This window comes from Aliidongia sp., from assembly GCF_035943795.1.
In the GTDB taxonomy this organism is placed as follows: domain Bacteria; phylum Pseudomonadota; class Alphaproteobacteria; order ATCC43930; family CGMCC-115725; genus Aliidongia.
Map to the genome: position 1 here is coordinate 40,314 of NZ_DASZBY010000041.1, position 23,052 is coordinate 63,365.

Sequence of the window (23,052 nt, forward strand, 5' to 3'; positions counted from 1 at the left end):
TGCCGTCGATGCAAGGCAAGGGGAGGGAGGGCGCATGCCCAAAGTGATGAATCTCGGCCGGTTGCTGACCCAGGCGGCGGGACGCTGGCCGGACCGGGCCGGGCTGGTCCAAGGCGATCGGACCTGGTCCTGGAGCGAACTCGACCGGCGCACCGACGCCCTGGTCGCGGGTTTGCGCCGGCGCGGCGTCGGGGCGGGCGACCGGGTCATGATCCATGCCCGCAACGGCAATGCGATGTTCGAGAGCCTGTGGGCCGCGTTCAAGCTGGGCGCCGTGTGGGTCCCGACCAATTTCCGCCTGACTCCGCCGGAAGTGGCCTATCTGGCCGAGGCGAGCGGCGCCAAGGCGATGATCTACGACCGCGGGTTCGAGGACCATGCCGACGCCGCCTCGACGGCGCAATCGGCGTTGGGCCTGGTCCTGGCGATCGGCGAACCGCGCTTCGGCGAGCTGGCCTACGAGGATCTGGCGACGGCGCCGTTCGAGGCGGCCGAAGCGGAACCCGCCGAGGTCGAGTATGACGACACGCTCTGGTTCTTCTACACCTCCGGCACCACCGGCCGGCCCAAGGCGGCGATGCTGACCCATGGCCAGATGGCCTTCGTCGTGACCAACCACCTGGCCGACCTGATGCCGGGGCTGGACGACAGCCATGCCTCGCTGGTCATCGCGCCGCTCAGCCATGGCGCCGGCATCCATGCCCTGGCCCAGGTCGCACGCGGCGCCAAGAGCGTGCTGCTGTCGTCGGACCGGTTCGACGGGGCCGAGGCCTGGCAGCTGATCGAGCGCCATCGGATCACCAACATGTTCACCGTACCCAGCATCCTCACCATGCTGGTCGACCATCCGATGGTCGACGAGGTCGATCACGCGTCGCTGCGCCACGTGATCTATGCCGGCGCGCCGATGTATCGGACCGACCAGAAGCGGGCGCTCGAAAAGCTGGGGCCGGTCATCGTGCAATATTACGGGCTGGGCGAGGTGACGGGGAACATCACGGTGCTGGCGCCTGCGCTGCATTCCCTCGACGACGCCGCGAGCCCGGCACCGATTGCCAGCTGCGGCGTCGCGCGCACCGGCATGGAGATCGGCATTCTCGATGGCGACGGCCGTCGCCTGCCGGCCGGGACGAGCGGCGAGATCTGCGTGCGCGGGCCGGCGGTGTTCAAGGGCTACTTCGACAATCCCGCGGCCAACGAAAAAGCGTTCGCCCATGGCTGGTTCCACACCGGCGACCTGGGCCTGCTCGACAGCCGGGGCTTCCTCACCATCACCGGCCGGGCGTCGGACATGTATATCTCCGGCGGGTCGAACATCTATCCGCGCGAAATCGAGGAGCTGCTGTTGACCCATCCCGCCGTCGCCGAGGCCGCGGTCGTGGGATTGCCCCATGCGAAATGGGGCGAGGCGGGCATCGCGGTGCTGGTGCTGCGCCCCGGCACCCGGGCGGACGCGCCGGAGATCCTGGCCTTCCTCGACGGCCGGCTCGCGCGCTACAAGCGGCCGGCCCGGGTGGTGTTCTGGGACGAGCTGCCGAAATCGGGCTATGGCAAGGTGCCGAAGGCTCTGGTCAGGCAACATCTGGTCGAGCGCGGCGAAGACCGGCTCGACCAGGCACTCTCCTAGAATCGCTGCGACAGGCCGATATATGGGTTGAGATCCGGCGCTGCGCGGTTGAACCCGACATTGATGCCGGCATCGATCTGCAGGGTCGGCGTGATGAGATAGCTGAGTCCGGCGTCGGCAGTATAGATGTCCGGCGTGAACCGGTCCGTGCCGTTCTGGGCGTAGAGCTCGACCGCGCCGGACAGGTTGCCGACGATCGCGTGGCTGACCGACACGAGATTGATGAAATTCGCATGGCGGCCGCTGTCGTTGGCGTTCTTCAGCGCATCGAATTCGGTCTGCAGCGACAAGGTCCAGTCGTCCGGCAGGTTGATCGCCAGCGGCACGATCAGGCCGCCCTCCACCAGGTTGTTGCCGAGGCCGGCGGCGCCGGTCGGCAGCTTGACCCAGGGCACCAGCGCCAGTGCATAGGTGCCGCCATCGTTGCCCAGCACGTTGACCTTGAGCTTGGTCACCAGGTCGCCGAAGCCCTCGCCGTGGTTGATGCGCTGTCCGGCCATGCGGTCGTCGCTGCGCGTCCAGGCATAGCCGGTGACACCCAGCTCGGCCTCGATGTCGTTGGTCAGGCCCAGCTTCAGCACCGGGTCGGCCGTTACGAGTGAACGGGTCGTGACGTCGCCGGCGCTCGAGCGGTCGTAGGTATAGTTGAAGAGGTCGGTCTCATATTGGAAGTGGCCGGCATCGATCGTGTAGGGGCTGGTGCCCTTGTTCGGCCGATCGGTGTTGAACGACCGCAGCTGGTCGTCCGGCGTCGGGTTGAGCAGCGTGTATCCGCTCTTGTCCGGCGTTTCCGCCGGGGCGTCGTCGGCGCGGGCGGCGGTCGTCAGCATCAGGGCGAGGCCCAGGGCGGCGACCACCGGCGGGGCAGCGGTGCAGAAGGTCATCATGTCTCTCGAAAGGCGCCAAGGGTGAAGGCGGTCAGAGAAGACGTCCGCGTCCCATGAAAAATCCATACCGATCGATTTCCCGAACCATCAAAAGCCCATGTAAACCGCGCGGCAGGCGTTTCGTGGTTTTTATGAGTTTTTGATTCCCGGCCGCCAAAGCCCGTCTCGATTTTTCACGGGCTGCGGGATTACTCCAGATCCTGGCATTTCATGACCGCCCCCATGGCGGCCTCGTGTCCAAGGCGGAGTCCTCAACCGACATGTTCGATGCGATCTGGCTGGCCCTGACCCTGGGCCTTTTCGGCGTTGGCCTCGCTTACCTCGCGGCCTGCGACCGCGTGTAGGAGCCACCCAATGCTGTTCGACTACATCCTCGGCGGCGTCGTCTCGGTCGGCCTTCTCGGCTACCTGGTCTACGCGCTGATCCATCCCGAGCGCTTCTAAGGAAGCCGGCGCATGACCTTCAACGGTATCTTCCAGATCGCGGTCTTTTGCATCGTGATCGTCGCGCTGACCCGGCCGCTGGGCGGCTACATGGTCCGCGTGTTCAAGGGCGAGAAGACTTTGCTCTCGCCGATCTTCCGCCCCGTCGAGGGCATCCTCTACAAGCTGGCCGGCGTCGATCCGGACGCCGAGCAGGATTGGCTGGTCTATGGCGCCGCCATGCTGCTGTTCAGTCTGGCGGGCGCCCTGTCGCTCTACGGGCTGATGCGCTTCCAGGACGTGCTGCCGCTCAACCCGCAGGGGCTGGCGGCGCTGACGCCGGACCTGTCGCTCAACACCGCGATCAGCTTCGTCACCAACACGAACTGGCAGAGCTATTCCGGCGAAAGCACCATGAGCTACCTGACCCAGATGCTGGGTCTGACGGTGCATAATTTCGTCTCGGCCGCGACCGGCGTGGCGCTCGCCATGGCGCTGATCCGCGGCTTCGCCCGACGGTCTTCCAGGACGATCGGCAATTTCTGGGTCGATATGACCCGCTGCACGCTCTATCTGCTGCTGCCGATCGCGTTCGTCTATGCGCTGGTCCTGGTCTGGCAAGGCGTGCCGCAGACACTCGGCGCCTATGTCGATGCGACCACGCTCGAGGGTGCCAAGCAGACCATCGCCATCGGCCCGGTCGCCTCGCAGGAGGCGATCAAGATGCTCGGCACCAATGGTGGCGGCTTCTTCAACGCGAACTCGGCGCATCCGTTCGAAAACCCGAGCGCGCTCACCAACTTCCTGCAGATGGTGTCGATCTTCTCGATCGGCGCCGCGCTCACCAATGTGTTCGGCCGCATGGTCGGCGCGGAAAGGCAGGGCTGGGCGATCTTCGGCGTGATGGGCCTGTTGTTCCTGGCCGGCGTCGCGGTGATCTACCCGATCGAGGCCGGCGGCAATCCCAATTTCACCGCCCTCGGCATCGACCAGCATGCCAGCCTGCTGCAGGCCGGCGGCAATATGGAAGGCAAGGAAGTCCGCTTCGGCATCGCCAACTCGGCGCTGTTCGCCACGGTCACGACCGACGCGTCGTGCGGTGCCGTCAACGCCATGCACGACAGCTTCATGCCGTTGGCCGGCATGATCCCGATGATCAACATCCAGCTGGGCGAGATCATCTTCGGCGGCGTCGGCTCCGGTCTCTACGGCATGCTGCTGTTCGCCATCGTCGCGGTCTTCGTGGCCGGGCTGATGGTCGGCCGCACGCCCGAATACCTGGGCAAGAAGATCGAGGCGCGCGAGGTCAAGATGGCGATGCTGGCCATCCTGATCCTGCCGCTGTCGATCCTGGGCTTCTCGGCCGTGGCATCCGTGCTGCCCGACACGGCGCTGGTCGGCCTCAACAATGCCGGCCCGCACGGCTTCTCCGAGGTGCTCTACGCCTATACCTCGGCGACCGGCAACAACGGCAGCGCGTTCGCCGGCCTCAGCGCCAACACGATCTTCTGGAACGTCACCTTGGCGATCGCGATGTTCGTCGGCCGCTTCCTGTTCATCGTGCCGATGCTGGCGGTGGCGGGCTCCCTCGGCGCCAAGAAGATCGTGCCGCCCTCGGCCGGCACCTTCCCGACCGACGGCCCGCTGTTCGTAGGATTGCTGATCGGCGTCATCTTGATCGTCGGCGGTCTCACCTTCTTCCCGGCACTGGCGCTCGGTCCCGTGGTCGAGCATCTGGCCCTGTCGGCCGGCAGCCTGTTTTAGCCCGGAGCATAAATCATGTCCCAACTCGCTCTCGGTCCCAGCGACGCGGCGCATAAGAAGCGCGCCATCTCGCTGTTCGATTCCGCCATCCTCGCGCCGGCGATCGGAGATTCTTTCCGAAAGCTCGATCCGCGCACCCTGTGCCGCAATCCCGTGATGTTCGTGGTCGAGGTGGTGGCGGCCCTGACGACCGTCCTGCTGGTCCGCGACCTGGTCATGGGCACCGGCCACATCCTGTTCGAAAGTCAGATCGCGCTCTGGCTCTGGTTCACCGTGCTGTTCGCCAACTTCGCCGAAGCCGTCGCCGAAGGGCGCGGCAAGGCGCAGGCCGATGCGCTGCGCAAGACGCGCACCGAGACCATGGCGAAGAAGCTCGCCAGCGCCGATGCCAAGACCTTCGCCTCGGTGCCCGGCCTCAGCCTCAAGGCCGGCGATTTCGTGCTGTGCGACGCCGGCGACCTGATCCCGTCCGACGGCGAGGTGATCGAGGGCGTCGCCTCGGTCGACGAAAGCGCCATCACCGGCGAATCGGCGCCGGTCATCCGCGAATCCGGCGGCGACCGCTCGGCGGTCACCGGCGGCACCCGGGTGCTGTCGGACCATATCAAGGTGCGTATCACCGCCAGCCAGGGCTCGACCTTCCTCGACCGCATGATCGCGCTGGTCGAGGGTGCCCAACGCCAGAAGACGCCGAACGAAATCGCGCTCAACATCCTGCTGATCGGCATGACGATCATTTTCGTGCTGGCGACGGTGACGATCCCCAGCTTCGCGGCCTACAGCGGCGGCGCGGTCTCGGTCGTGGTGCTGGTCGCGCTGTTCGTGACCCTGATCCCGACCACGATCGGCGCGCTGCTGTCGGCCATCGGCATCGCCGGCATGGACCGGCTGGTGAAGTTCAACGTGCTGGCCATGTCCGGCCGCGCGGTCGAGGCCGCGGGCGACGTCGATACCCTGCTGCTCGACAAGACCGGCACGATCACGCTGGGCAATCGCGTCGCAACCGAACTGGTCGCCATGCCCGGCGTGTCGGAGCGCGACCTGGCCGATGCCGCGCAATTGTCCTCGCTGTCGGACGAAACGCCGGAAGGCCGCTCGGTCGTGGTGCTGGCCAAGGAGAAATACGGCATCCGGGCGCGCGAGATGGCGCCGCTGAACGCGAATTTCATCCCATTCTCGGCCCAGACCCGGATGAGCGGCGTCGATGTCGAAGGCAGTTCGATCCGCAAGGGCGCCGTCGATGCCATCATCGCCTATGCCCGCGAGGTCAACCGCAACCCGAACCTGGCCTTTCCGAAGGAACTGACCGACGCGACGGAGCGGATCGCCAAAGCCGGCGGCACGCCGCTCGCCGTCGCCAAGGACGGGCGCGTGCTGGGCGTCATCCACCTGAAGGACGTGGTCAAGGGCGGCATCCGCGAGCGGTTCGCCGAGCTCAGGCAGATGGGCATCCGCACGGTGATGATCACCGGCGACAACCCGCTGACCGCTGCCGCCATCGCCGCCGAATCCGGGGTCGACGATTTCCTGGCCCAGGCGACGCCGGAAGCGAAGCTGAAGCTGATCCGCGACGAACAGGCCAAGGGCAAGCTGGTCGCCATGTGCGGCGACGGCACCAACGACGCGCCCGCCCTGGCCCAGGCCGACGTCGGCGTCGCGATGCAGACCGGCACGGTGGCGGCCCGCGAGGCCGGCAACATGGTCGATCTGGACAGCGATCCGACCAAGCTGATCGAGATCGTCGGCATCGGCAAGCAGCTGCTGATGACCCGCGGCGCGCTCACGACCTTCTCGATCGCGAACGACGTGGCGAAGTATTTCGCCATCATTCCGGCCATGTTCATCGCCTTCTACCCGCAGCTCCAGGCGCTGAACGTGATGAACCTCAAGACGCCGGAAAGCGCCATCCTGTCGGCGATCATCTTCAACGCGCTCATCATCATCGCGCTGATCCCGCTGTCGCTCAGGGGCGTGCAATACCGGCCGCAATCGGCCTCGCGCCTGCTGGCCCGCAACGTGCTGATCTACGGCATCGGCGGCGTCGTCGTGCCGTTCATCGGCATCAAACTCATCGACGTGCTCGTCACCTCGATCGGCCTCATCTAAGGAATCCCGCCATGTTGAAGGAAATCCGCCCGGCCATCGTGATGATCGTGCTGTTGAGTGCCATCACCGGCGTCGCCTATCCCTATGCCGTGACCGGTGCCGCCCGGGTGCTGTTCCCGCACCAGGCAGCGGGCAGCCTGATCGAACGGGACGGCAAGGTCGTGGGGTCTCGGCTGATCGGCCAGAATTTCACGGGCGATCAATATTTCCACGGCCGCCCGTCGGCGACCAACGATACGGATCCGAACGATGCGACCAAGACCGTCCCCGTGCCGTACAAGGCCGACGCCTCGACCGGATCCAACTATGGCCCGACCTCGCAGGCGCTGATCGACCGGGTCAAGGGTGACGTCGCGACGCTCAAGGACGGCGGCGACGCGGCCGTGCCGGTCGACCTTGTGACCAGCTCGGCGTCGGGGCTCGATCCGGACGTGACCCCGGCCGGCGCGCTATTCCAGGTCGAGCGGGTTGCCAAGGCGCGCAACCTGCCCGTGGACCAGGTCAAGGCGCTGGTCGAGGCTCATGTCGAGGGCCGGGCGGGCGGTGTATTGGGCGAATCGCGCGTCAACGTTCTGGAGCTCAATCTCGCGCTCGACGCCCCCAAATAGAATGGAGATCCAGCGTTCCACGATCGCAGGAACGTCGAGATCACGCGCTCGACGCCCCCAAATAGAATGGAGATCCAGCGATCCCCTCGCGGTAACGTGATTCGTCTTTGGAACCGCGCAGCCTAACTCTACCGTTCATGCGTTGAACGAACGGCGCGTTCGGTCTCCGGGCGCGCCGTCCTTGTTGGATGAAGCATGACGGCGTCGACGATCCCGATGACCAGGCCGGCGAAGGTTCGCGATCCGCGGCTCGATTTCTTCCGCGGGATCGCGATGTTCGTGATCCTGGTCAGCCACACCCGAAACGACTGGCTGTCGGACTGGATTCCGGCGCGCTTCGGCCTGTCCGACGCGGCGGCCATGTTCGTGTTCGTCTCGGGCTATGCCGGCGGCCTCGCCTTCGGCGGCGTCTATAGGCGGTCCGGCTGGCCGCTCGGCACGGCGCGCATCGCGCTCAGGATCTGGCAGCTCTATATCGCCCAGCTGGCGATCGTGATCGTCGTGGCGGCCGTGGCGGTGGCGGCCAACCAGCTCATCCCGGGCGAGGATGACTATCGCTCTATCCTGCAGCTGGACCAGCTGTTCGCCGATCCGTCGCGCGCCCTGCTGGGCATCGTTACGCTGACCTACGTGCCGCACTATCTCGACATCCTGCCGGTCTACATGGTCGTGCTGTCGCTGGTGCCGATCGCGATCCTGCTGGCCCGGTTCGTCCATCCGCTGGCAGTGCTCGGCGCCTCGATCGCATTGTGGGCGGCCGCCAACTTCTACGGTTGGAACCTGCCGGGCGACGCGAGCGAGCCACGCGGCTGGTTCTTCGACCCGTTCTGCTGGCAGATCCTGTTCTTCACCGGCTTCTCGCTATCGATGAAGTGGCTGCGGCCGCCGCCCGCCGACCGGCGCCTGTTCCGGGCCTGCGTCGCCTATATCCTGTTCGGCATCGCCGTCACCGTGCCGGCGATCTACCAGGCCGTTCCGGGGCTCGACGCGGCCCAGGGCTGGATCGTCGACCATGCCGACAAGACGTTCCTCGACCCGCTGCAGATCCTGCATTTCTTCGCGACCGCCTATGTCGCGGTCTATGTGCTGATCGACCGGCTACACCTGATCCAGCATGATTATGTCCGGCCGATGGTGAAGTGCGGCCAGCAGGCGCTGTCGCTGTTCCTGGTCGGCATCGTTCTGGCCGACCTCGGCGGCATGGCGTTCGACCGGCTGGGCACCGGCCTCGGCGCGCAGCTGCTGGTCAACGGCGTTTGCTTTGCCGTCCTGTTCGCGATCGCTTACGGCGTCAGCTGGCTCAAATCGGCACCCTGGGCCAAACCCCGCCCGGTACCGGCGCCGGTCAAGGCAGTCGAGCCGCCCGCCCAATCCCGCACCGCGATCCTGCCTTCGGTTTCCGCCCGCTGACCGCTACACTTGGATCCTGTCTCTGGAGGAGCGGACGGCATGGGGGCGGCTCGGATCATCGTCATGGGCGTCGAGCTCTACGGCCTCGTAGGGATCGCCGTGGCCGTGGGCTTCGTCACGCTGGGCATTCTTCGCGCCATGCCCCATGCCGGCCCGGTGACCTGGGGCGCGCGCGTCCTGCTGTTTCCGGGGGCAATGGTGCTATGGCCCTGGGTGCTGCGCCGCTGGCTCGCGGGCGGCATGGCATGAGGCGACCGCATCGTCGCTGGCACCGGCGGATCTGGCTGGTGCTGCCCTGGCTCGTCGGCGCCGTCCTGGTGGCGGCGCTCGTCCTCAGACCGGCCGCACCGCTCGGCGCCGGGCCGCTGGTCAGCGGCAGCGCGCGATGAGCGCCGGCTTTCGCGCCATCCAGTGGAACCGGCACAAGCAGGTCTACGACCTGCTGCTGGTGGTCGGCATCCTGCTGTATCTGACGGGATTTTCCCTGCTGGCGCCGCGGCTGATGCCGTCCGACCATCCGGTCACGCCGGAGATCCTGCGCACCCGCGCGTTCGGCAGCTGCGGCCTCACGATGCTGACCCTGATCCTGGCGATCGGGCCGCTCGCCAGGCTCGACCGGCGCTTCCTGCCGCTGCTCTACAACCGCCGGCACTTCGGCGTGGCGACCTGCCTGGTCGGCCTTGTCCATGCCTGGTCGGCGATCGACTGGTACCATGGCGCAGGGCGGCTGTCGGCGCTGGTCTCGGTGCTGTGGAGCAACGGGAACTACGGCAGTCTGGTGGGATTTCCGTTTGAGGCGCTGGGTCTGGCGGCGCTCGCGATCCTGGTGGTGATGGCCGTCACCAGCCATGATTTCTGGCTGGCCTTCCTGACGCCGCCTGTCTGGAAGGCGATCCATATGGCGGTCTATGCCGCCTTCGGCCTGCTGATCCTGCATGTGGCGCTGGGCGTCATGCAATCGGAACGGTCGCCCGTCATTCCGGTCCTGCTCGGCGCGGCCGTCGCGGTTCTGGGGGCGTTGCATGCCGTGGCGGGGCGGCGCGAGAGAATGCGCGACGAGCGGCCGGCGGGCGCCGATGCGGTCGGCTGGCTGCGCGTCGGGATGATCGACGATCTGCTGGCCAACCTGCCCGACGGGCGCGCGCGGATCGTCGTCCCGCCGGACGGCGAGCGGATCGCCGTGTTCCGCAACGGCGCCACGCTGTCGGCCATCGTCAATGTCTGCGCCCATCAGAACGGGCCGCTGGGCGAGGGCCGGATTATCGACGGCTGCGTGACCTGCCCGTGGCATGGGTTCCAGTTCCGGCCGGAGGACGGCTGCGCGCCGGCTCCGTTCACCGACAAGATCGCGACCTATCGCCTGAAGCGCGATGGGGAGACCGTGCTGGTCGATCCGCGGCCCCTGCCGCCGGGCACCCGCGTCGAACCGTTGGCGCTGGGAGCGCTCCATGGCTGACCGCGACCCGCCATTCTATGTCGGCTACCTGAAGTTGCCACGGGGCTTGAAAGGGTTTTTGGTCGCCGTGCTGTTGATCCTGGCCGTGGGCGACATCGCGCTCGCCGTCCTGGTCTTCGGCGCACAACGGCCGCATGCGACCGGCGACTGGGGTGCCGGCGGCGAGGTCGCCTTTGTGGGCCAGTTTCAAGCGAAGCCTTATCCGCTGCTGCGCCTGTTCGCGACCGGCGGCGCACCGGCCCATGCGGTGCTGCTGGTCGGCGAGGGCAAGGTCGGGGCGCCGGCCGGACTCGACGACCTGGACGGCGCCATGGTCGAGGTCCGCGGCTACCCGATCCGGCGCGGCGACCTCATCGTGCTGCAACTCGACCAGGTGCCGGTTCGGCAGGATGGGTCGCGGATGGATCCGCTGCCGGTGGCGGCGTCCGAACCGGCGACGCTCGAGGGCGAAGTCGTCGATTCGAAATGCTACGCTGGCGCCATGAACCCGGGGGAGGGCAAGGCTCATGAAGCGTGCGGCTCGTTCTGTCTCTATGGTGGCATCCCGGCCCTGTTCGTCGCCCGGGCCGACGACGGAGCGCTCCGATGGTATCTGATGGCGGCGCCCGACGGCGGCCCGATCGGCGACGAGGCACGGGCCCTGGTCGGGCGGCGGGTTCGCCTGGCCGGGACCGTTTCGCGTGGCGACGGGCTGGCGATCTTCTCGGTGGCGCCCGACCGGCTGGCCGCCAACTGATGCGCGCGCTGCTGGCCGTGCTGCTGGCGCTGGTCGCGGTGCCGGCGCTGGCGGCCCAGCCGTCGCAGATCCTGCGGACGGCTGAGGCGCCAAGCCCGGCGCTCGGCCATCCGCTGGGCTTCGTGCTCTATCTGCCGCCCGGCTATGACGGGACGCAGGCGCGACTGCCGGTCATCTACCTGCTGCATGGGGCGCAGGCCTCCGCGATCGACTGGGTCGACCAGGGCCATCTCCGGGAGATCGCCGACCGGCTGATCGCCAGCCACCGCCTGCCGCCGACCATCATCGTCATGCCCGAGGGCGGGCCCAATTCCTGGTACATGGATGCGCCGGGCGATGGGTCGGGCAATGTCGCAACCGCGATCGAACAGGACCTGCCGGCCTATGTCGAGCGGACCTGGCGGGCGCGGACCGATCGGCGCGGCCGGGCGATCGCCGGCTATTCGATGGGCGGCTACGGTGCCCTGCGCTTCGCCCTGATGGCGCCCGAGCGCTATGCGGCAGCGGCGGCGATGAGCGGCGCGTTCTGGACCCAGGTGACGCCGGAGACCCGGTTCGACGACCGGATCCAGCACATCTTCGAAGGCGCCTTCGGCCGGCCGTTCGATGCGCGCCGCTTCGTCGCCGCCAACCCCATGACCCTGGCCGGCTCGGTGTCCCACGACGGAGCGATGCCGGCGATCTACCTGACCTGCGGCAGGGGCGACCGCTATCACCTGGACCAGGAACAGGCGACCATGGCGCGGCGCCTCGCAGCCATGAGGATCCCGGTCGAAACGGCACTGACCCCGGGCGACCATGATTGGGAAACCTGGTCCGGTGCGCTGCCGGCCGTGCTGCAGTTCCTGGCGCGCCCGTTCGCCGCGGCGCCGAAAAGCTAGGACGTGATTGCAGGGGTGCCGTGGCAAGCCCGCGATTGTGCGCATCGGGGGCTGCCGTTATCACGAACCCGTGCCTCCCGACCTCGCCATGCGCTCCGCTTCCGACGATCGGTCGACCCTGCCGATCGGCGTGTTCGATTCCGGCGTCGGCGGCCTGACCGTGCTGGCAGCGCTGCGCCGCCGTCTGCCGCAGGAGGCGATGATCTATCTGGGCGATACGGCGCGGGTGCCCTATGGCCCGAAAAGCCCGGAAACGGTGGCATCCTATACCGGCGAGGCCGTGGCGCATCTGGTCGCCCTGGGCATCAAGCTGCTGGTCGTCGCCTGCAACACGGCGACGGTTCATGCGTTGGCGGCGCTCGAACGGGACCATCCGGATCTGCCGATCCTCGGCGTGGTCGAGCCGGGCGCCATGGCCGCGGCGGCCGGATCGAAAAGCGGCCGCATCGCCGTCATCGCCACCGAGGGCACGGTTAGATCCGGTGCCTATGAGGCGGCGATCGGCCGGATCCGACCGGCGGCGACGGTCGAGGCCCGGGCCTGCGGGTTGCTGGTGGCGCTCGCCGAAGAGGGATGGGCCGAGGATGCGATCGCCGAGGGCGTGCTGCGCCGGTACCTGGGGCCGCTGTTCGAGCGCGATCCGCACCGGGCCCCGGATTGCCTGGTGCTGGGCTGCACGCATTTCCCGCTGTTCACCCCGGCCATCCGCACCCTGTTCGGCCCCTGGGTGACCCTGATCGACAGTTCGGCCACGGTGGCGGACGCGGCGGCCGACCTGCTCGCGGCGCGCGGCCTCCTGCGCGCCGGCGCGGCGGGGGTACGGACCATCCGCTATCTCGCAACCGACGCGCCGGACCGTTTCGCCCGGATCGCGTCGCGTTTCCTGGGGGAGTGGATCGCCCCGACTATTGTCGAGCGGGTTCTTCTGCCGGCGCCGAGCGCGACGCTTTGACGGCCGCGGGCCGCAGATCCGTTCTGGGGCCGGAGGGGCTGGCACTTCTGCTGCTGGTCGTCACGCCGCTGTTCTTCGCCGCCAATCAGCTGACCGCCCGGATCGTCGATGGCGCGGTGCCGCCGATCACGCTCGCGGTCGGCCGCTGGAGCTGCACGTTCCTGATCCTGCTGCCGATGGTCGGCCGGCCGCTGTGGGCGGCGCGGGCCGAACTGGCGCGCGAGGCCGGGCGATTGCTCGTGCTCGGCGGGTTCGGCATGGGCCTGTGCGGCGCACCGATCTATATCGCCGGCCAGACGACGACGGCGACCAACATGGGCCTGATCTATGCCCTGTCACCCGTCATGATCCTGGCGCTGACGGCGGCGATCTGGCGGTACCGCGTGACGGCTCGGCAGGGTGTGGGATCGGTGCTGGCGCTGATCGGCGTGATGGTGATCGTCGGCAAGGGCGACCCGGACCGATTGCTGTCGCTCAGCTTCATTCCAGGCGATCTCTGGACCTTGCTGTCGACCTTGTCCTGGTCGTTCTATTCGGTCCTGCTGCGCTATTGGCCGTCGCGGCTGCCGTTGCTGGTGCGTTTCGCCGCGATCGTGCTGGCCGGCGTAATGGTCACCCTGCCGTGCGCGATCCTGGAACTGGCAGTCGCCGACTGGCCTAGGCTGGCGCCATCCGCCTTCGGCTACATGGGGTTCCTCGGCCTGGTGCCCGGCTTCTGCGCCTATGGCTGCTACGGCAAGCTCGTGGCACTCAAGGGACCGGCCTGGGCCGGGCTGATGCTCTATCTGGGGCCGCTCTACAACGGCGCGCTGGGGTATCTGCTGCTGGGCGAACAGCCGGGCTTCTACCACCTGTGGGGCTGCCTGCTGATCCTCCCCGGCCTCTACCTGTCGACCGCGCGGCGTGGCGCCGGCAGTTGACGAGGGCGGGCGGACGGGAAGGGTTTAACCCTTCCCCGCGCGCTCGATGGATGCTTACTTCAGCAGGTTCAGGATCGACTGGTTCTGCTGGCCCGAGACGGACAGCGACTGGATGCCGATCTGCTGGCGCAGGGTCAGGGCCTGGGAATTCGCCGCTTCGGTATTGAGATCGGCCAAGGTCAGCTTGTCGCCGCCTTCCGACAGCGTGACGGAATAATCGGCCGTGAAGGTCGAGCGGGCCTGCAGGATCGAGACGTTGATGCCGAGCGAGGCGCTGATCGCTTCGTTCTGGGCGATGGCGGCATCGATCCGATTGTCCGACTGGCCGAAGATCTGTTCGGCGAGCGACACGGTAATGGTGCCGAGCTGGCTCGTGAGGTTGAGCGCCGAGAAGCCCAGGACGCCGAGATTGGCGGGGCCGCCCAGGACCACGTTCGAGAAATTCAGCGAGCCGTCGGCCTTGAAGGCGCCGGTGGCGCCGGTGAACAGCGAGTTCGTGTTGCCGATGCCGGTGCCGCACAGGTTGAAGCCGTTGATGGTCAGCGTCGCGGCCGTCCGCTCGGAGAACTGGGTCGAGAGCGACGCGGTCGTCGAGGTCAGGATGTTCAGGCCCTGGTAGGTGGCGTCCTTGACCAGCTGCGCCAGCTGCTTGGCGATGTTCTTGAATTGGGTCGTCGCCGCCACGCGCTGCGACAGCACGGCGCCGCGGGCTCCTTCGAGCACGCCCTTCAACTGCTTCAGCAGGCCGTCCACCGCGGAGGTGGCGTCGAGGGCGGCACTCACCGCCGAAACGCTCTGGTCGATGTTGCCCTTGCGGGTCTCGAGCGCGCCAGTCCGGTCGTAGAGCGAGGTCGAGCGGAAGTAGGCGACGGCATCGTCGGTGACGCTGTTCACCTTCTTTCCGGTGTTGAGGCGGTCCTGGGTCCGGTTGAACAGCGAGGACGCGTTCTGCAGCTGAAGCAGCGTGTCCTGCTGGACGGAGGTCAGAGTAATGTCAGACGACATGGCACGTTTCCTTTAAGGACTGCGGCCCGAGGCATCGGTCATTCGTGACGAGCTCGAACCCGGTTTGACACCACGCTCGGTACGTACCGTTGACGTCGCTTTCCGGAGGATTTCCCCGGTCAGAACGGCAGCGGAACGTTCCGAGCCTTCATCAGTCCAAACGGCAAGGGGTGTGCCAGCGCCTGTCCGCAAAGGGGGTGCGGCGCCTAACTATCTAGGATTATTGGATTTATCGACGCTGTGCCGACGGGAGCGTCAGCAACCGTCCAGGCACGGCAGCCCGGTCGATTTGTCCTGCCCCGGCAAAAACTTCCGGGCGCAAGCGGGCAGTTTCTGCAGGATCGGGGCGCCAGGCCCATAAAAAACGGGCGGCATTTCTGCCGCCCGCTCTTCGCGTCGAACGAGGTTCGACGGATTATTTCGTCTTGCCGCTGCCGATTTCCTCGTCCCACTTGTGGAACGCGGCGACCATGGTATTGGCGTCGAGCGGCGTCTCGATCTTGTTGTCCTTGATGAGCGCGTCGTACTCGGGCCGGCCGTATTCGGCGATCGCGTCCTGGCTCTCCTTGGGCGCCATGCTCAGCGGCACGTCCTTGACGGCCGGGCCCGGATAGAAATAGCCCTCGTCATAGGCGTAGGCCTGGGCGTGCGGCGTCATCATATAGGCCATCACGTCGAGCACCACGGCCAGGTGGTCCGGAGCAATGCCCTTCGGCACGGCCATGTATTGCGCGTCGCTGACCCAGTGGAAGCCCTTGAGGGTGCTGATCTTTGCGCTCTTCGGCACGGTGCCCAGCACGCGCGGGTTGATGTCCCAGCCCGTCGTCGACACGATCATGTCGAGCGAGCCTTCGCCCAGCTGCTTCATCGTGACGCCGGTACCGGACGGGTAATATTCGATGTACTGGCCCAGGTCCTTCAGGTAGGCCCAGGTCTTGTCCCAGCCCTTGATCGGATCCTTCGGGTCCTTGTCGCCCAGGATGTAGGGCAGGCCCATCAGGAAGGTACGGCCGGGGCCGGAATTGGCCGGGCGCGCGTACATGAAGCGGTTGGGATGGGCCTTGGCCCAGGCCAGCAGGGTTTCGGCCGAGGTCGGCACGTCCTTGACCCGCTCCGGCGCGTATTCGATCAGCGGACCGGACGGATAATAGACGACCGTCACGCCATAGCCCTGGCCGAGCTTGTGCATGTCGAGGGCGGCCGGCAGATAGTTGGCGTCCAGGTTCGGCAGCTTGCCGGTATAGTCCGGATCCAGCTTGGTCCACAGGTTCTGGTCGATGCCGGCGGCCAGGCCGTCGAGGCCGGTCAGCACGATGTCGATGTCCAGATGGTTCGCGTCCTGCTGGGCCTTGATCTTGCCGGCGAGTTCCGGGGCCGGCGCCTTGGTGTAGTTGAACTTCGTGACGTGTTCGGGATGGGCCTTGCGGTAATCCTCGAAGCCCTTTTGGGTCAGGGCCAGCGCGCCGCCGACATCGATGATGTTGATCGTCATCGCGGCCGACGGCAGCGGCGGGGCATCGGCAGCCCGCGCCTGCGGGATGCCCGCGACGAGCATCGCGCCCAGCGCCACCCCAGCGAGTGCCCGGCGTGTCAGTCTCGTTCTCTGGCTAGCCATAGAAATCCCTCCCCAATGGTTCTTGATATGACAGATCCCAGCCGCAGCTTGGAGGCTGCGTGCGTTCGGCTGCGACGGTTCCATCTTTCCGCCGCCTGGTCAATTGGTAATGTGGTCTGGCCAATTTCACCGTCTCGAGATGTACGATGTTTTCGCTTGATCTCGCACCGGCATTCGCGAGACCGTAAAGTCAGACAAAAGAACAAAAGTTCTGTCCTGCAGGGGGAAGCGACCAATGTTGAGGAGGCAAGCGACCGCCGGCGCGATCATCGCGTTGGCGCTGGGCTTCGGTGCTGCGACGGCGGCCTCGGCCGGCGAGATCAAGATCGGCATGGTGACGCCGATCACCGGTCCCGCGGCCGAATCCGGAAAATATGCCCAGATCGGCGCCAAGATGGCGATCGACGAGATCAACGCCGCCGGCGGCGTCAACGGCAATACCCTGACACTCGTGGTCGAAGACGACCAGACGACCAATCCCGGCGCGGTCGCCGCGTTCTCGCGGCTCGCGAGCCAGAGCGACATCCAGGTCTTCCTGGGCTCGATCCGTTCGACCCAGGTCGACGCCATGTCGCCGGACATCGTCAAGCTGGGCAAGCCGGTCTTCATCGGCGGGACGGCGCCGCAGCTGACCCACCAGGGCAACCAGTGGCTGTTCCGCTGCCGGCCGAACGACAGCTATTCCGCCCGCGTCATCGCCGATTTCGGCGTCGATACCCTGGGCCTGAAGAAATGGGCGATCGTCCATTCGACCGATGCGTTCGGCAGCGGCGGCATGAACGCCCTGACGGCGGCACTCAAGAGCCACGGCCTGGAGCCGGCGCTGGTCCAGGGCTATCCGAACCAGTCGCCGGATTTCTCGGCCGTCGTCCTGGCGGTGAAATCGTCCGGCGCCGACATCATCGGCAGCTACTTCACCTTCGAGAACGACCTCGGCATCTTCGCCAAGCAGCTTCGGCAGTTCGGCGTCCAGGCGAAATGGGTCGGGTCGCCGTCGATCACGACCGCGACCGCCATCAAGCTCGCCGGACCCACGCTCAACGGCACCTACGGCATCGCCGACTTCGCGGCGGATTCGAGCCCGGAAGCGAAGGCGTTCTCGACGAAATACGAAACGATCGCCCATGCCTCGGCCGATAATTTCTCGTCCTGGACTTTCGACGCCGTTCATATCGCGGCCAAGGCGATGACCGACGCCAAGTCGGCGGACCCCGCAAAGTTCCGCGAAGCGATCCTGGCGATCAAGGGCTACAAGGGCGTCGAGGGCACCTACAACTTCGACCAGAACGGCGACGGGCTGCATGGCTACAACGTCGTGAAGAACGACGGCGGCAAGATCGTCTTCGACAAGCACGTCGAGTATACCGACTGATCGCCGCGGAAGGGGCCGGCACGCCGGCCCCTTCCCGCAGCTCTTCCTGGCAATCGTCGAGGATGCCGATGGCGATATTCCTGCAGTTGTTGTTTACCGGCATCGGCATCGGGGCGGTCTATTCCCTGGTCGCGCTGGGCTTCGTCCTGATCTATCGCGCCACCAACGTGGTGAATTTCGCCCAGGGCGAATTCGCCATGCTGGGCGCCTACCTGATGGTCGTGACGACGGCGGACCTGGGCCTGCCCTATTGGGCCGCGATCCCGATCAGCCTCGCGGGCATGGGGCTGATCGGCGCCCTGTTCAATCTCGGCGTCTATTATCCGCTGCGCCATCGCTCGTTCCTGCCGGTTGTGATCTCGACCATCGGTGCCTCGATCCTGTTGCAGAACTCGGTTCTGGTCGGCTACGGCCCGGCGCCGGAGAGCCTGGCCGGCATGTTCGATTTTCCGGGCTTCCAGATCGGCGAGGTGTTCCTCGACAGCCAGTACCTGCTGATCATCGGCGTCACGATCCTGCTGGTCGCCTTCCAGTATTTCTTCTTCGAACACACGATCCTCGGCAAGAAGATGCAGGCGACGTCCCAGGACAAGGAGATGGCGAGCCTGCTGGGCATTCCCGTGGCCCGCATGATCATGCTGACCTTCGTCTATTCGGCCATCCTGGGCGGCCTCGCCGGCATCCTGGTGGCGCCGATCCTGTTCGTCTCGGTCGGGCTCGGCAGCCAAGTGGCGCTCAAGGCCTTCGCCGCCTCGATCATCGGCGGGTTCGGCGACGTGACGGGTGCGATCGTCGGCGGCCTGTCGCTGGGCATCATCGAGACGTTCGGCGCCGCCTATATCTCGGTGCCGTACAAGGATGCCTTCGCTTTTCTCGTGCTGTTCGGCTTCCTGCTCATCCGGCCCCAAGGCATCTTCGGCGAGAAGGTAGCGCAAAAGGCATGACGACCCGTTCGATCAAGGCGATCCCGCCGGTCGCCCCGCTGCTGGTGATCGCCGCCCTGGCGTCGATCGTCCTGCCGCTCGTCCATCCGATGAACGGCTATATGCTCAACCTGTTCATGCAGGCCGCGACCTATGCCATGGCGGTGCTGGGCCTGACCGTCGTGCTGGGCTATGCCGGGCAGATCTCGATCGCCCAGGCCGGCTTCTTCGGTCTCGGCGCCTATGGCGTCGCGATCGGCACGACCATGCTGCACCTGCCGTTCGTGCTCGCCCTGCTGCTGGGCGTCGCGGTCGCGGGCCTGCTGGGGGCCGTGCTGGGCGCCTCGACCCTGAAGCTGGGCGGCCACTATCTCGCCATGGTCACGATCAGTTTCCAGCAGATCCTGACCCTGGTCCTGACCAACTGGATCGGCCTCACCCACGGGCCGGATGGCATCCGCAACATCCCGCGGCCGTCGCTGTTCGACGTTTCGCTGCAGGATTCCGACCGCTACCTGGCGCTTTGCCTGATCGTTCTCTATGGCGTCGGCATCTTCGTGTGGTGGCTGAAGGGCACCAAGCTCGGCCTCGGCATGCAGGCGGTGCGCGACAACGAGCTGGCGGCCGAGGTCGTGGGCGTCGACACCTACCGGGTCAAGGTGACCGCGTTCTGCCTGTCGGCCGTGCTGGGCGGGCTCGGTGGCGGCCTGTTCGCCGGTGGCTTCGGCTACATCAGTCCCGACCAGTTCAGCTTCAACGAATCGGTCGTGTTCCTGACCATGGTGCTGCTGGGCGGCGCCGATGCGGCATTGGGTTCGGCCGTCGGCACCGCCCTGCTGATCCTCCTGCCGGAATGGCTGCGCTTCCTGCGCGGCGCCTATCTGGCGGTCTACGGCCTGGCGGTCATCCTGATCATGGTGTTCATGCCGACCGGCCTCTGGGGCGTGCTGTCGCGCTTCGCCGGCCCGCCGCGCCGGGTCGACCATGGCGTGCCGGACGCCCTGACCTTGGGCGATCCGGACGCGCGCGACGGCGGCGTGCTGCTCGAGATCAAGGGACTGGCCAAGCATTTCGGCGGCCTGAAGGCGCTCGACGGCGTCGATATCTCGGTTGAGCGCGGCAAGGTGCATGCGCTGATCGGCCCGAACGGATCGGGCAAGACGACCATGCTGAACGTGCTGAGCGGCATCTATCGGCCGACCCGGGGCGAGGTGCTGGTCGACGGCGTCAAGGTATCGGGCCTGGCGCCCCATGCGCTGGCCGCCGCCGGGGTCGGGCGCACGTTCCAGAACATCCGGCTGTTCCACAGCCTGACCGTGTTCGAGAATGTCGTGATCGGCGCCCAGCGCCCGTTCAACCGGGCGGCCGAGACGCCGGCCCAGGTCCGGCGCCGGGCACTCGCCGCGCTCGATTTCGTCGGCATGGCCGACCGGGCGGAGGTCAAGGTGGCGAGCCTGCCCTACGGCCACCAGCGCCTGGTCGAGATCGCCCGGGCGCTCGCCGGCAACCCGACCCTGCTGCTGCTCGACGAGCCGGCGGCCGGGCTCAACCTGACCGAAAAGCAGGAACTGGTCGGGCTGCTGAAGCGCCTGGCCGGCCATGGGCTGACCCTGTTTCTGATCGACCATGATATGAACCTGGTCGAACAGATGGCCGACCGGATCACGGTGCTGAATTTCGGCAAGCGCATCGCCGAGGGCGCGCCGGCCGAAGTGCTGCGCCACCCCGACGTCATCGCCGCCTATCTGGGAGAGGTGCCCGACGATGCCGCTGCTTGAGCTGGTCGAACTGTCGGCCGCCTATGGCGCGGTCGAGGCCCTGAAGACCCTGTCGCTGCACGTCGGCGAGGGCGAGATCGTGGCGCTGCTGGGCTCGAACGGCGCCGGTAAATCGACCACGCTGCGGACGATCTCGGGCCTGATGAAGCCCAAGGCCGGCCGCGTGCTGTTCGACGGCAAGGACATCGCCGGTCTGCACCCGGAAACGGTGGTCCGCCTGGGCGTCGCCCATGTGCCCGAGGGCCGGCGCGTGTTTCCGGGCCTGACGGTCCGGGAAAACATCATGCTGGGCGCGTCCAACCGTTCCGGCCTCGCCCGGCGCCAGCTCGATGCCGAGGTCGAGGAGATGTTCGACCTGTTTCCCGACATCCGCCGGTTTTCGGGCGCGCTCGGCTGGACCCTGTCCGGCGGCCAGCAGCAGATGGTCGCGGTCGCGCGCGGCCTCATGTCCAAGCCACGCCTGCTGCTGCTCGACGAACCGTCCCTGGGGTTGGCCCCGCTGATCGTGCAGCAGGTGTTCCGCATCATCGTCCGCATCCGCGAGCGCGGCACGACCGTCCTGCTGGTCGAACAGAACGCCCGCACCGCGCTGTCGGTCGCCGACCGCGGCTACGTGCTGGAAACCGGCCGCCTGGTGGTCGAGGGCAAGCCCGACGCGCTGTGGAACAACGAGGAAGTGCGGGCTGCGTATTTGGGTGGGCGGGTGGTGGAGAGCGCTTGAGGGTATGGCGGGATCGACCGGAATCGACCCAAGAAAGTCATACAGCCGGAGCGGCCCTGATCGCGGAAGCGGACGTACGCCAAAGGCAGTAAATTTGCGGAGGACAGCGGTAAGGGGCGCTAGCCCCTACCTTCGGTCGACGCACTCGACGATAGAATATCTCATAGGTACCATCGTCTGGCGTGCGCCTCGCCATTGGCGCCGTTTGTGCTGCTCTAGAGAGACAACCAGTGGATCAAACGATCATCTACGATGCCGTCGCCCATGGATCAGACAATGCAAATCTTGGCGCGGTGATCGTAACCGTTATGTTCACGGCCCTGTTCGTCTATGTCGCCGTTCTCAGGGGTGCCGGACACCGACAGGGGCGGACGTTTGTGTCGAAGAGCAGAGTGGCGACGATGATCTGGACCTTCGTCGGCAAGTACCCCGCCCCTGTGATCGGAACGGCCTGCCTCGTCTGCCTTGCCATTTCGACGCCACTCGCGGCCCGGTACGCACGAGACAAACATTTGATCGATGACGGCGGGTTCGCTGTCTGGACGGGTGCCGTAAGTGGATACACTGCCTTTGAGGCAACCCGTTACCCGCAGAACAGAACCGATCGTGGTCTCGGAATCCCGCCGACATTACACGAGCGGGATCAATTGGTCGTCGCAGGCCGACGCTTTTATGTCCAGTGCGACCTGCCGCGTGACACCCCTCCTGGTGTCCCCGGCCAGGGCGGCAAATGCCTCAAGCTAGAGCCTGGATGGCGAGTCGAAGTGGATTACGTACTGCTGTCTCCGACGGAATATCGAGCCGAGCCGCTTAGAGTTCGGCTACTCGCGCCCTAATTGCTTGACCTTCAGCCGTACGGCCGGACGCCCCGGGTTCGGCAAAAGGTCTCGGGCCAGATGGCACGCTGACGGCAATCGACCCAATATCGTCGTTGCGGCAGGTAATCGGTCTTCCCCAAAGCGGTCATTGAGGAGCATTCTTACGGCGATCGCGGATGGAAGCGCCACCACGGCGATTTGAGATAAGCACCCGTGGTCGAGCCTCGCGAAACGAAATCTAGGAAAGCCATGGGAACCGAAATTGTCTTTGTTCTTATCTATCCTATCGCGCTGATCTGCTTGCCTGCCGCAATCTGGTTTTGGTCTTACGCCGCCAAGGTCGACCATCCATCAAGAATCGAATTGGCAAAGGCATATGTCCCGCTTTTAGTCGGGTTCGCCGTATCGATGAGTGGCATGGCGCTTCTTACGTACGCAGAGTGCGAAGCTGACTTCACATCAATGGTTCACGACGGCTACTACACGGAAGCTCAACGGCCAGTGTATCTGCCTGGGAGGATCGAAGGGCAGGTAATCCTAAATCTTGTCTTTGTGCTTCCGCTCATCTGCTTTGGAGTCATTCCGTGGACCGCGAGACTTGTTAGCACCGGCCGACTAAGGTCGGGCGGGATTGCCATTCGCGCCATGATCGGATGGCTAGTGCTGTCATTTATAGGCTGGCTGTTTAGCCTCGGGTTTATAGTCCCGCCGTACCCGCTGCTGCATTCTCTGACATCAGCCGTCATCTCGGTATTGATTTACGGTCTGCCGGTTCCGCTTGCCGCCCTTTGGCTTTCTCGTCGCAATTGGATTTGGAATTCGACTGCATCGTGAAGCACGATGCGGCAGCAGTCGACCCTTGTAGGTCGGTCAGTCCGTTTTAATCATTGCTCGAAAGCCGACGTTCCTTAGCCGGGATAATTCATCAGGGTTGGCGGGCATAGTCCAACTCATTGGAATCACGTAGGATTCGATTGCTTAGGCCGAACCTGCTGTTTCCGGAGCGCCATGCCCGCCGAAGTTGACTTTACCCTCCTGCTGCCAGGCCTG

20 protein-coding genes and 1 pseudogene are annotated in these 23,052 nt (G+C 66.1%); 18 read left to right on the top strand and 3 right to left on the bottom strand.

Annotated features, from left to right (window positions below):
• Window positions 1-19: 19 nt before the first annotated feature.
• Window positions 20-1,627 (top strand): annotated as a pseudogene (locus VGV37_RS07255) (acyl-CoA synthetase); the annotation flags it as partial.
• Here VGV37_RS07255 and VGV37_RS07260 read toward each other — a convergent pair.
• Window positions 1,624-2,511, bottom strand: a complete 888-nt coding sequence (locus VGV37_RS07260; RefSeq protein ID WP_326878975.1) for a transporter — start codon at window positions 2,509-2,511, stop codon at window positions 1,624-1,626. The pseudogene VGV37_RS07255 and the gene VGV37_RS07260 sit on opposite strands and share 4 nt — an antisense overlap.
• Before the next feature lie 357 nt (window positions 2,512-2,868).
• On the opposite strand from VGV37_RS07260, the gene kdpF reads away from it, so the two are divergent.
• The 12 genes from kdpF (at window position 2,869) to VGV37_RS07320 (ending at window position 13,770) form a co-directional block, all read left to right on the top strand.
• Window positions 2,869-2,958, top strand: coding sequence for a K(+)-transporting ATPase subunit F (gene kdpF / locus VGV37_RS07265; RefSeq protein ID WP_189046310.1), 90 nt, complete (start codon window positions 2,869-2,871; stop codon window positions 2,956-2,958).
• Window positions 2,959-2,970: 12 nt separating this feature from the next.
• On the top strand, window positions 2,971-4,701 hold the full coding sequence (gene kdpA / locus VGV37_RS07270) for a potassium-transporting ATPase subunit KdpA (RefSeq protein ID WP_326878976.1): 1,731 nt from the start codon (window positions 2,971-2,973) through the stop codon (window positions 4,699-4,701).
• A 15-nt stretch (window positions 4,702-4,716) separates the two neighbouring features.
• Entirely contained in the window at window positions 4,717-6,807 is a 2,091-nt protein-coding gene (gene kdpB / locus VGV37_RS07275; protein ID WP_326878977.1) for a potassium-transporting ATPase subunit KdpB, read from the top strand.
• Window positions 6,808-6,818: 11 nt separating this feature from the next.
• Window positions 6,819-7,415 carry a potassium-transporting ATPase subunit KdpC gene (gene kdpC / locus VGV37_RS07280; RefSeq protein ID WP_326878978.1) on the top strand — a complete coding sequence of 199 codons (597 nt, stop codon included), beginning with the start codon at window positions 6,819-6,821 and terminating at the stop codon, window positions 7,413-7,415.
• Between the two features lie 195 nt (window positions 7,416-7,610).
• Window positions 7,611-8,825: an OpgC domain-containing protein gene (locus VGV37_RS07285; RefSeq protein ID WP_326878979.1), complete on the top strand. Its 1,215-nt coding sequence runs from the start codon at window positions 7,611-7,613 to the stop codon at window positions 8,823-8,825.
• Between the two features lie 39 nt (window positions 8,826-8,864).
• Entirely contained in the window at window positions 8,865-9,074 is a 210-nt protein-coding gene (locus VGV37_RS07290) for a hypothetical protein (RefSeq protein WP_326878980.1), read from the top strand.
• The gene (locus VGV37_RS07295; protein WP_326878981.1) at window positions 9,071-9,214 is read left to right on the top strand and encodes a hypothetical protein; all 144 of its coding nucleotides are present in this window, start codon (window positions 9,071-9,073) and stop codon (window positions 9,212-9,214) included. The genes VGV37_RS07290 and VGV37_RS07295 overlap by 4 nt, the downstream gene beginning before the upstream one ends.
• Entirely contained in the window at window positions 9,211-10,281 is a 1,071-nt protein-coding gene (locus VGV37_RS07300; RefSeq protein ID WP_326878982.1) for a Rieske 2Fe-2S domain-containing protein, read from the top strand. The genes VGV37_RS07295 and VGV37_RS07300 overlap by 4 nt, the downstream gene beginning before the upstream one ends.
• Window positions 10,274-11,017: a hypothetical protein gene (locus VGV37_RS07305; RefSeq protein WP_326878983.1), complete on the top strand. Its 744-nt coding sequence runs from the start codon at window positions 10,274-10,276 to the stop codon at window positions 11,015-11,017. The genes VGV37_RS07300 and VGV37_RS07305 overlap by 8 nt, the downstream gene beginning before the upstream one ends.
• Window positions 11,017-11,898 carry an alpha/beta hydrolase family protein gene (locus tag VGV37_RS07310; protein WP_326878984.1) on the top strand — a complete coding sequence of 294 codons (882 nt, stop codon included), beginning with the start codon at window positions 11,017-11,019 and terminating at the stop codon, window positions 11,896-11,898. The genes VGV37_RS07305 and VGV37_RS07310 overlap by 1 nt, the downstream gene beginning before the upstream one ends.
• A gap of 88 nt (window positions 11,899-11,986) precedes the next feature.
• A complete protein-coding gene (gene murI, locus VGV37_RS07315; RefSeq protein WP_326878985.1) occupies window positions 11,987-12,850 on the top strand; it encodes a glutamate racemase in 864 nt (287 codons plus the stop codon).
• Entirely contained in the window at window positions 12,847-13,770 is a 924-nt protein-coding gene (locus VGV37_RS07320) for a DMT family transporter (RefSeq protein WP_326878987.1), read from the top strand. The genes murI and VGV37_RS07320 overlap by 4 nt, the downstream gene beginning before the upstream one ends.
• A gap of 54 nt (window positions 13,771-13,824) precedes the next feature.
• Here VGV37_RS07320 and VGV37_RS07325 read toward each other — a convergent pair whose 3' ends face one another.
• The gene (locus tag VGV37_RS07325) at window positions 13,825-14,775 is read right to left on the bottom strand and encodes a flagellin (protein WP_326878988.1); all 951 of its coding nucleotides are present in this window, start codon (window positions 14,773-14,775) and stop codon (window positions 13,825-13,827) included.
• A 415-nt stretch (window positions 14,776-15,190) separates the two neighbouring features.
• Window positions 15,191-16,390, bottom strand: coding sequence for an extracellular solute-binding protein (locus VGV37_RS07330; RefSeq protein ID WP_326878989.1), 1,200 nt, complete (start codon window positions 16,388-16,390; stop codon window positions 15,191-15,193).
• 235 nt (window positions 16,391-16,625) lie between these two features.
• Between VGV37_RS07330 and VGV37_RS07335 the strand changes: the two genes are divergently transcribed.
• From VGV37_RS07335 to VGV37_RS07355, 5 genes are all read left to right on the top strand, one after another.
• Window positions 16,626-17,762, top strand: coding sequence for an ABC transporter substrate-binding protein (locus VGV37_RS07335; protein WP_326878990.1), 1,137 nt, complete (start codon window positions 16,626-16,628; stop codon window positions 17,760-17,762).
• Between the two features lie 68 nt (window positions 17,763-17,830).
• A complete protein-coding gene (locus VGV37_RS07340; RefSeq protein ID WP_326878991.1) occupies window positions 17,831-18,706 on the top strand; it encodes a branched-chain amino acid ABC transporter permease in 876 nt (291 codons plus the stop codon).
• The gene (locus tag VGV37_RS07345) at window positions 18,703-20,463 is read left to right on the top strand and encodes a branched-chain amino acid ABC transporter ATP-binding protein/permease (RefSeq protein ID WP_326878992.1); all 1,761 of its coding nucleotides are present in this window, start codon (window positions 18,703-18,705) and stop codon (window positions 20,461-20,463) included. The genes VGV37_RS07340 and VGV37_RS07345 overlap by 4 nt, the downstream gene beginning before the upstream one ends.
• Complete coding sequence (locus VGV37_RS07350; protein ID WP_326878995.1) at window positions 20,456-21,184, top strand: ABC transporter ATP-binding protein; 729 nt, start codon at window positions 20,456-20,458, stop codon at window positions 21,182-21,184. The genes VGV37_RS07345 and VGV37_RS07350 overlap by 8 nt, the downstream gene beginning before the upstream one ends.
• A 1,067-nt stretch (window positions 21,185-22,251) precedes the next feature.
• A complete protein-coding gene (locus VGV37_RS07355; RefSeq protein WP_326878993.1) occupies window positions 22,252-22,836 on the top strand; it encodes a hypothetical protein in 585 nt (194 codons plus the stop codon).
• The last annotated feature ends 216 nt before the right edge of the window (window positions 22,837-23,052 follow it).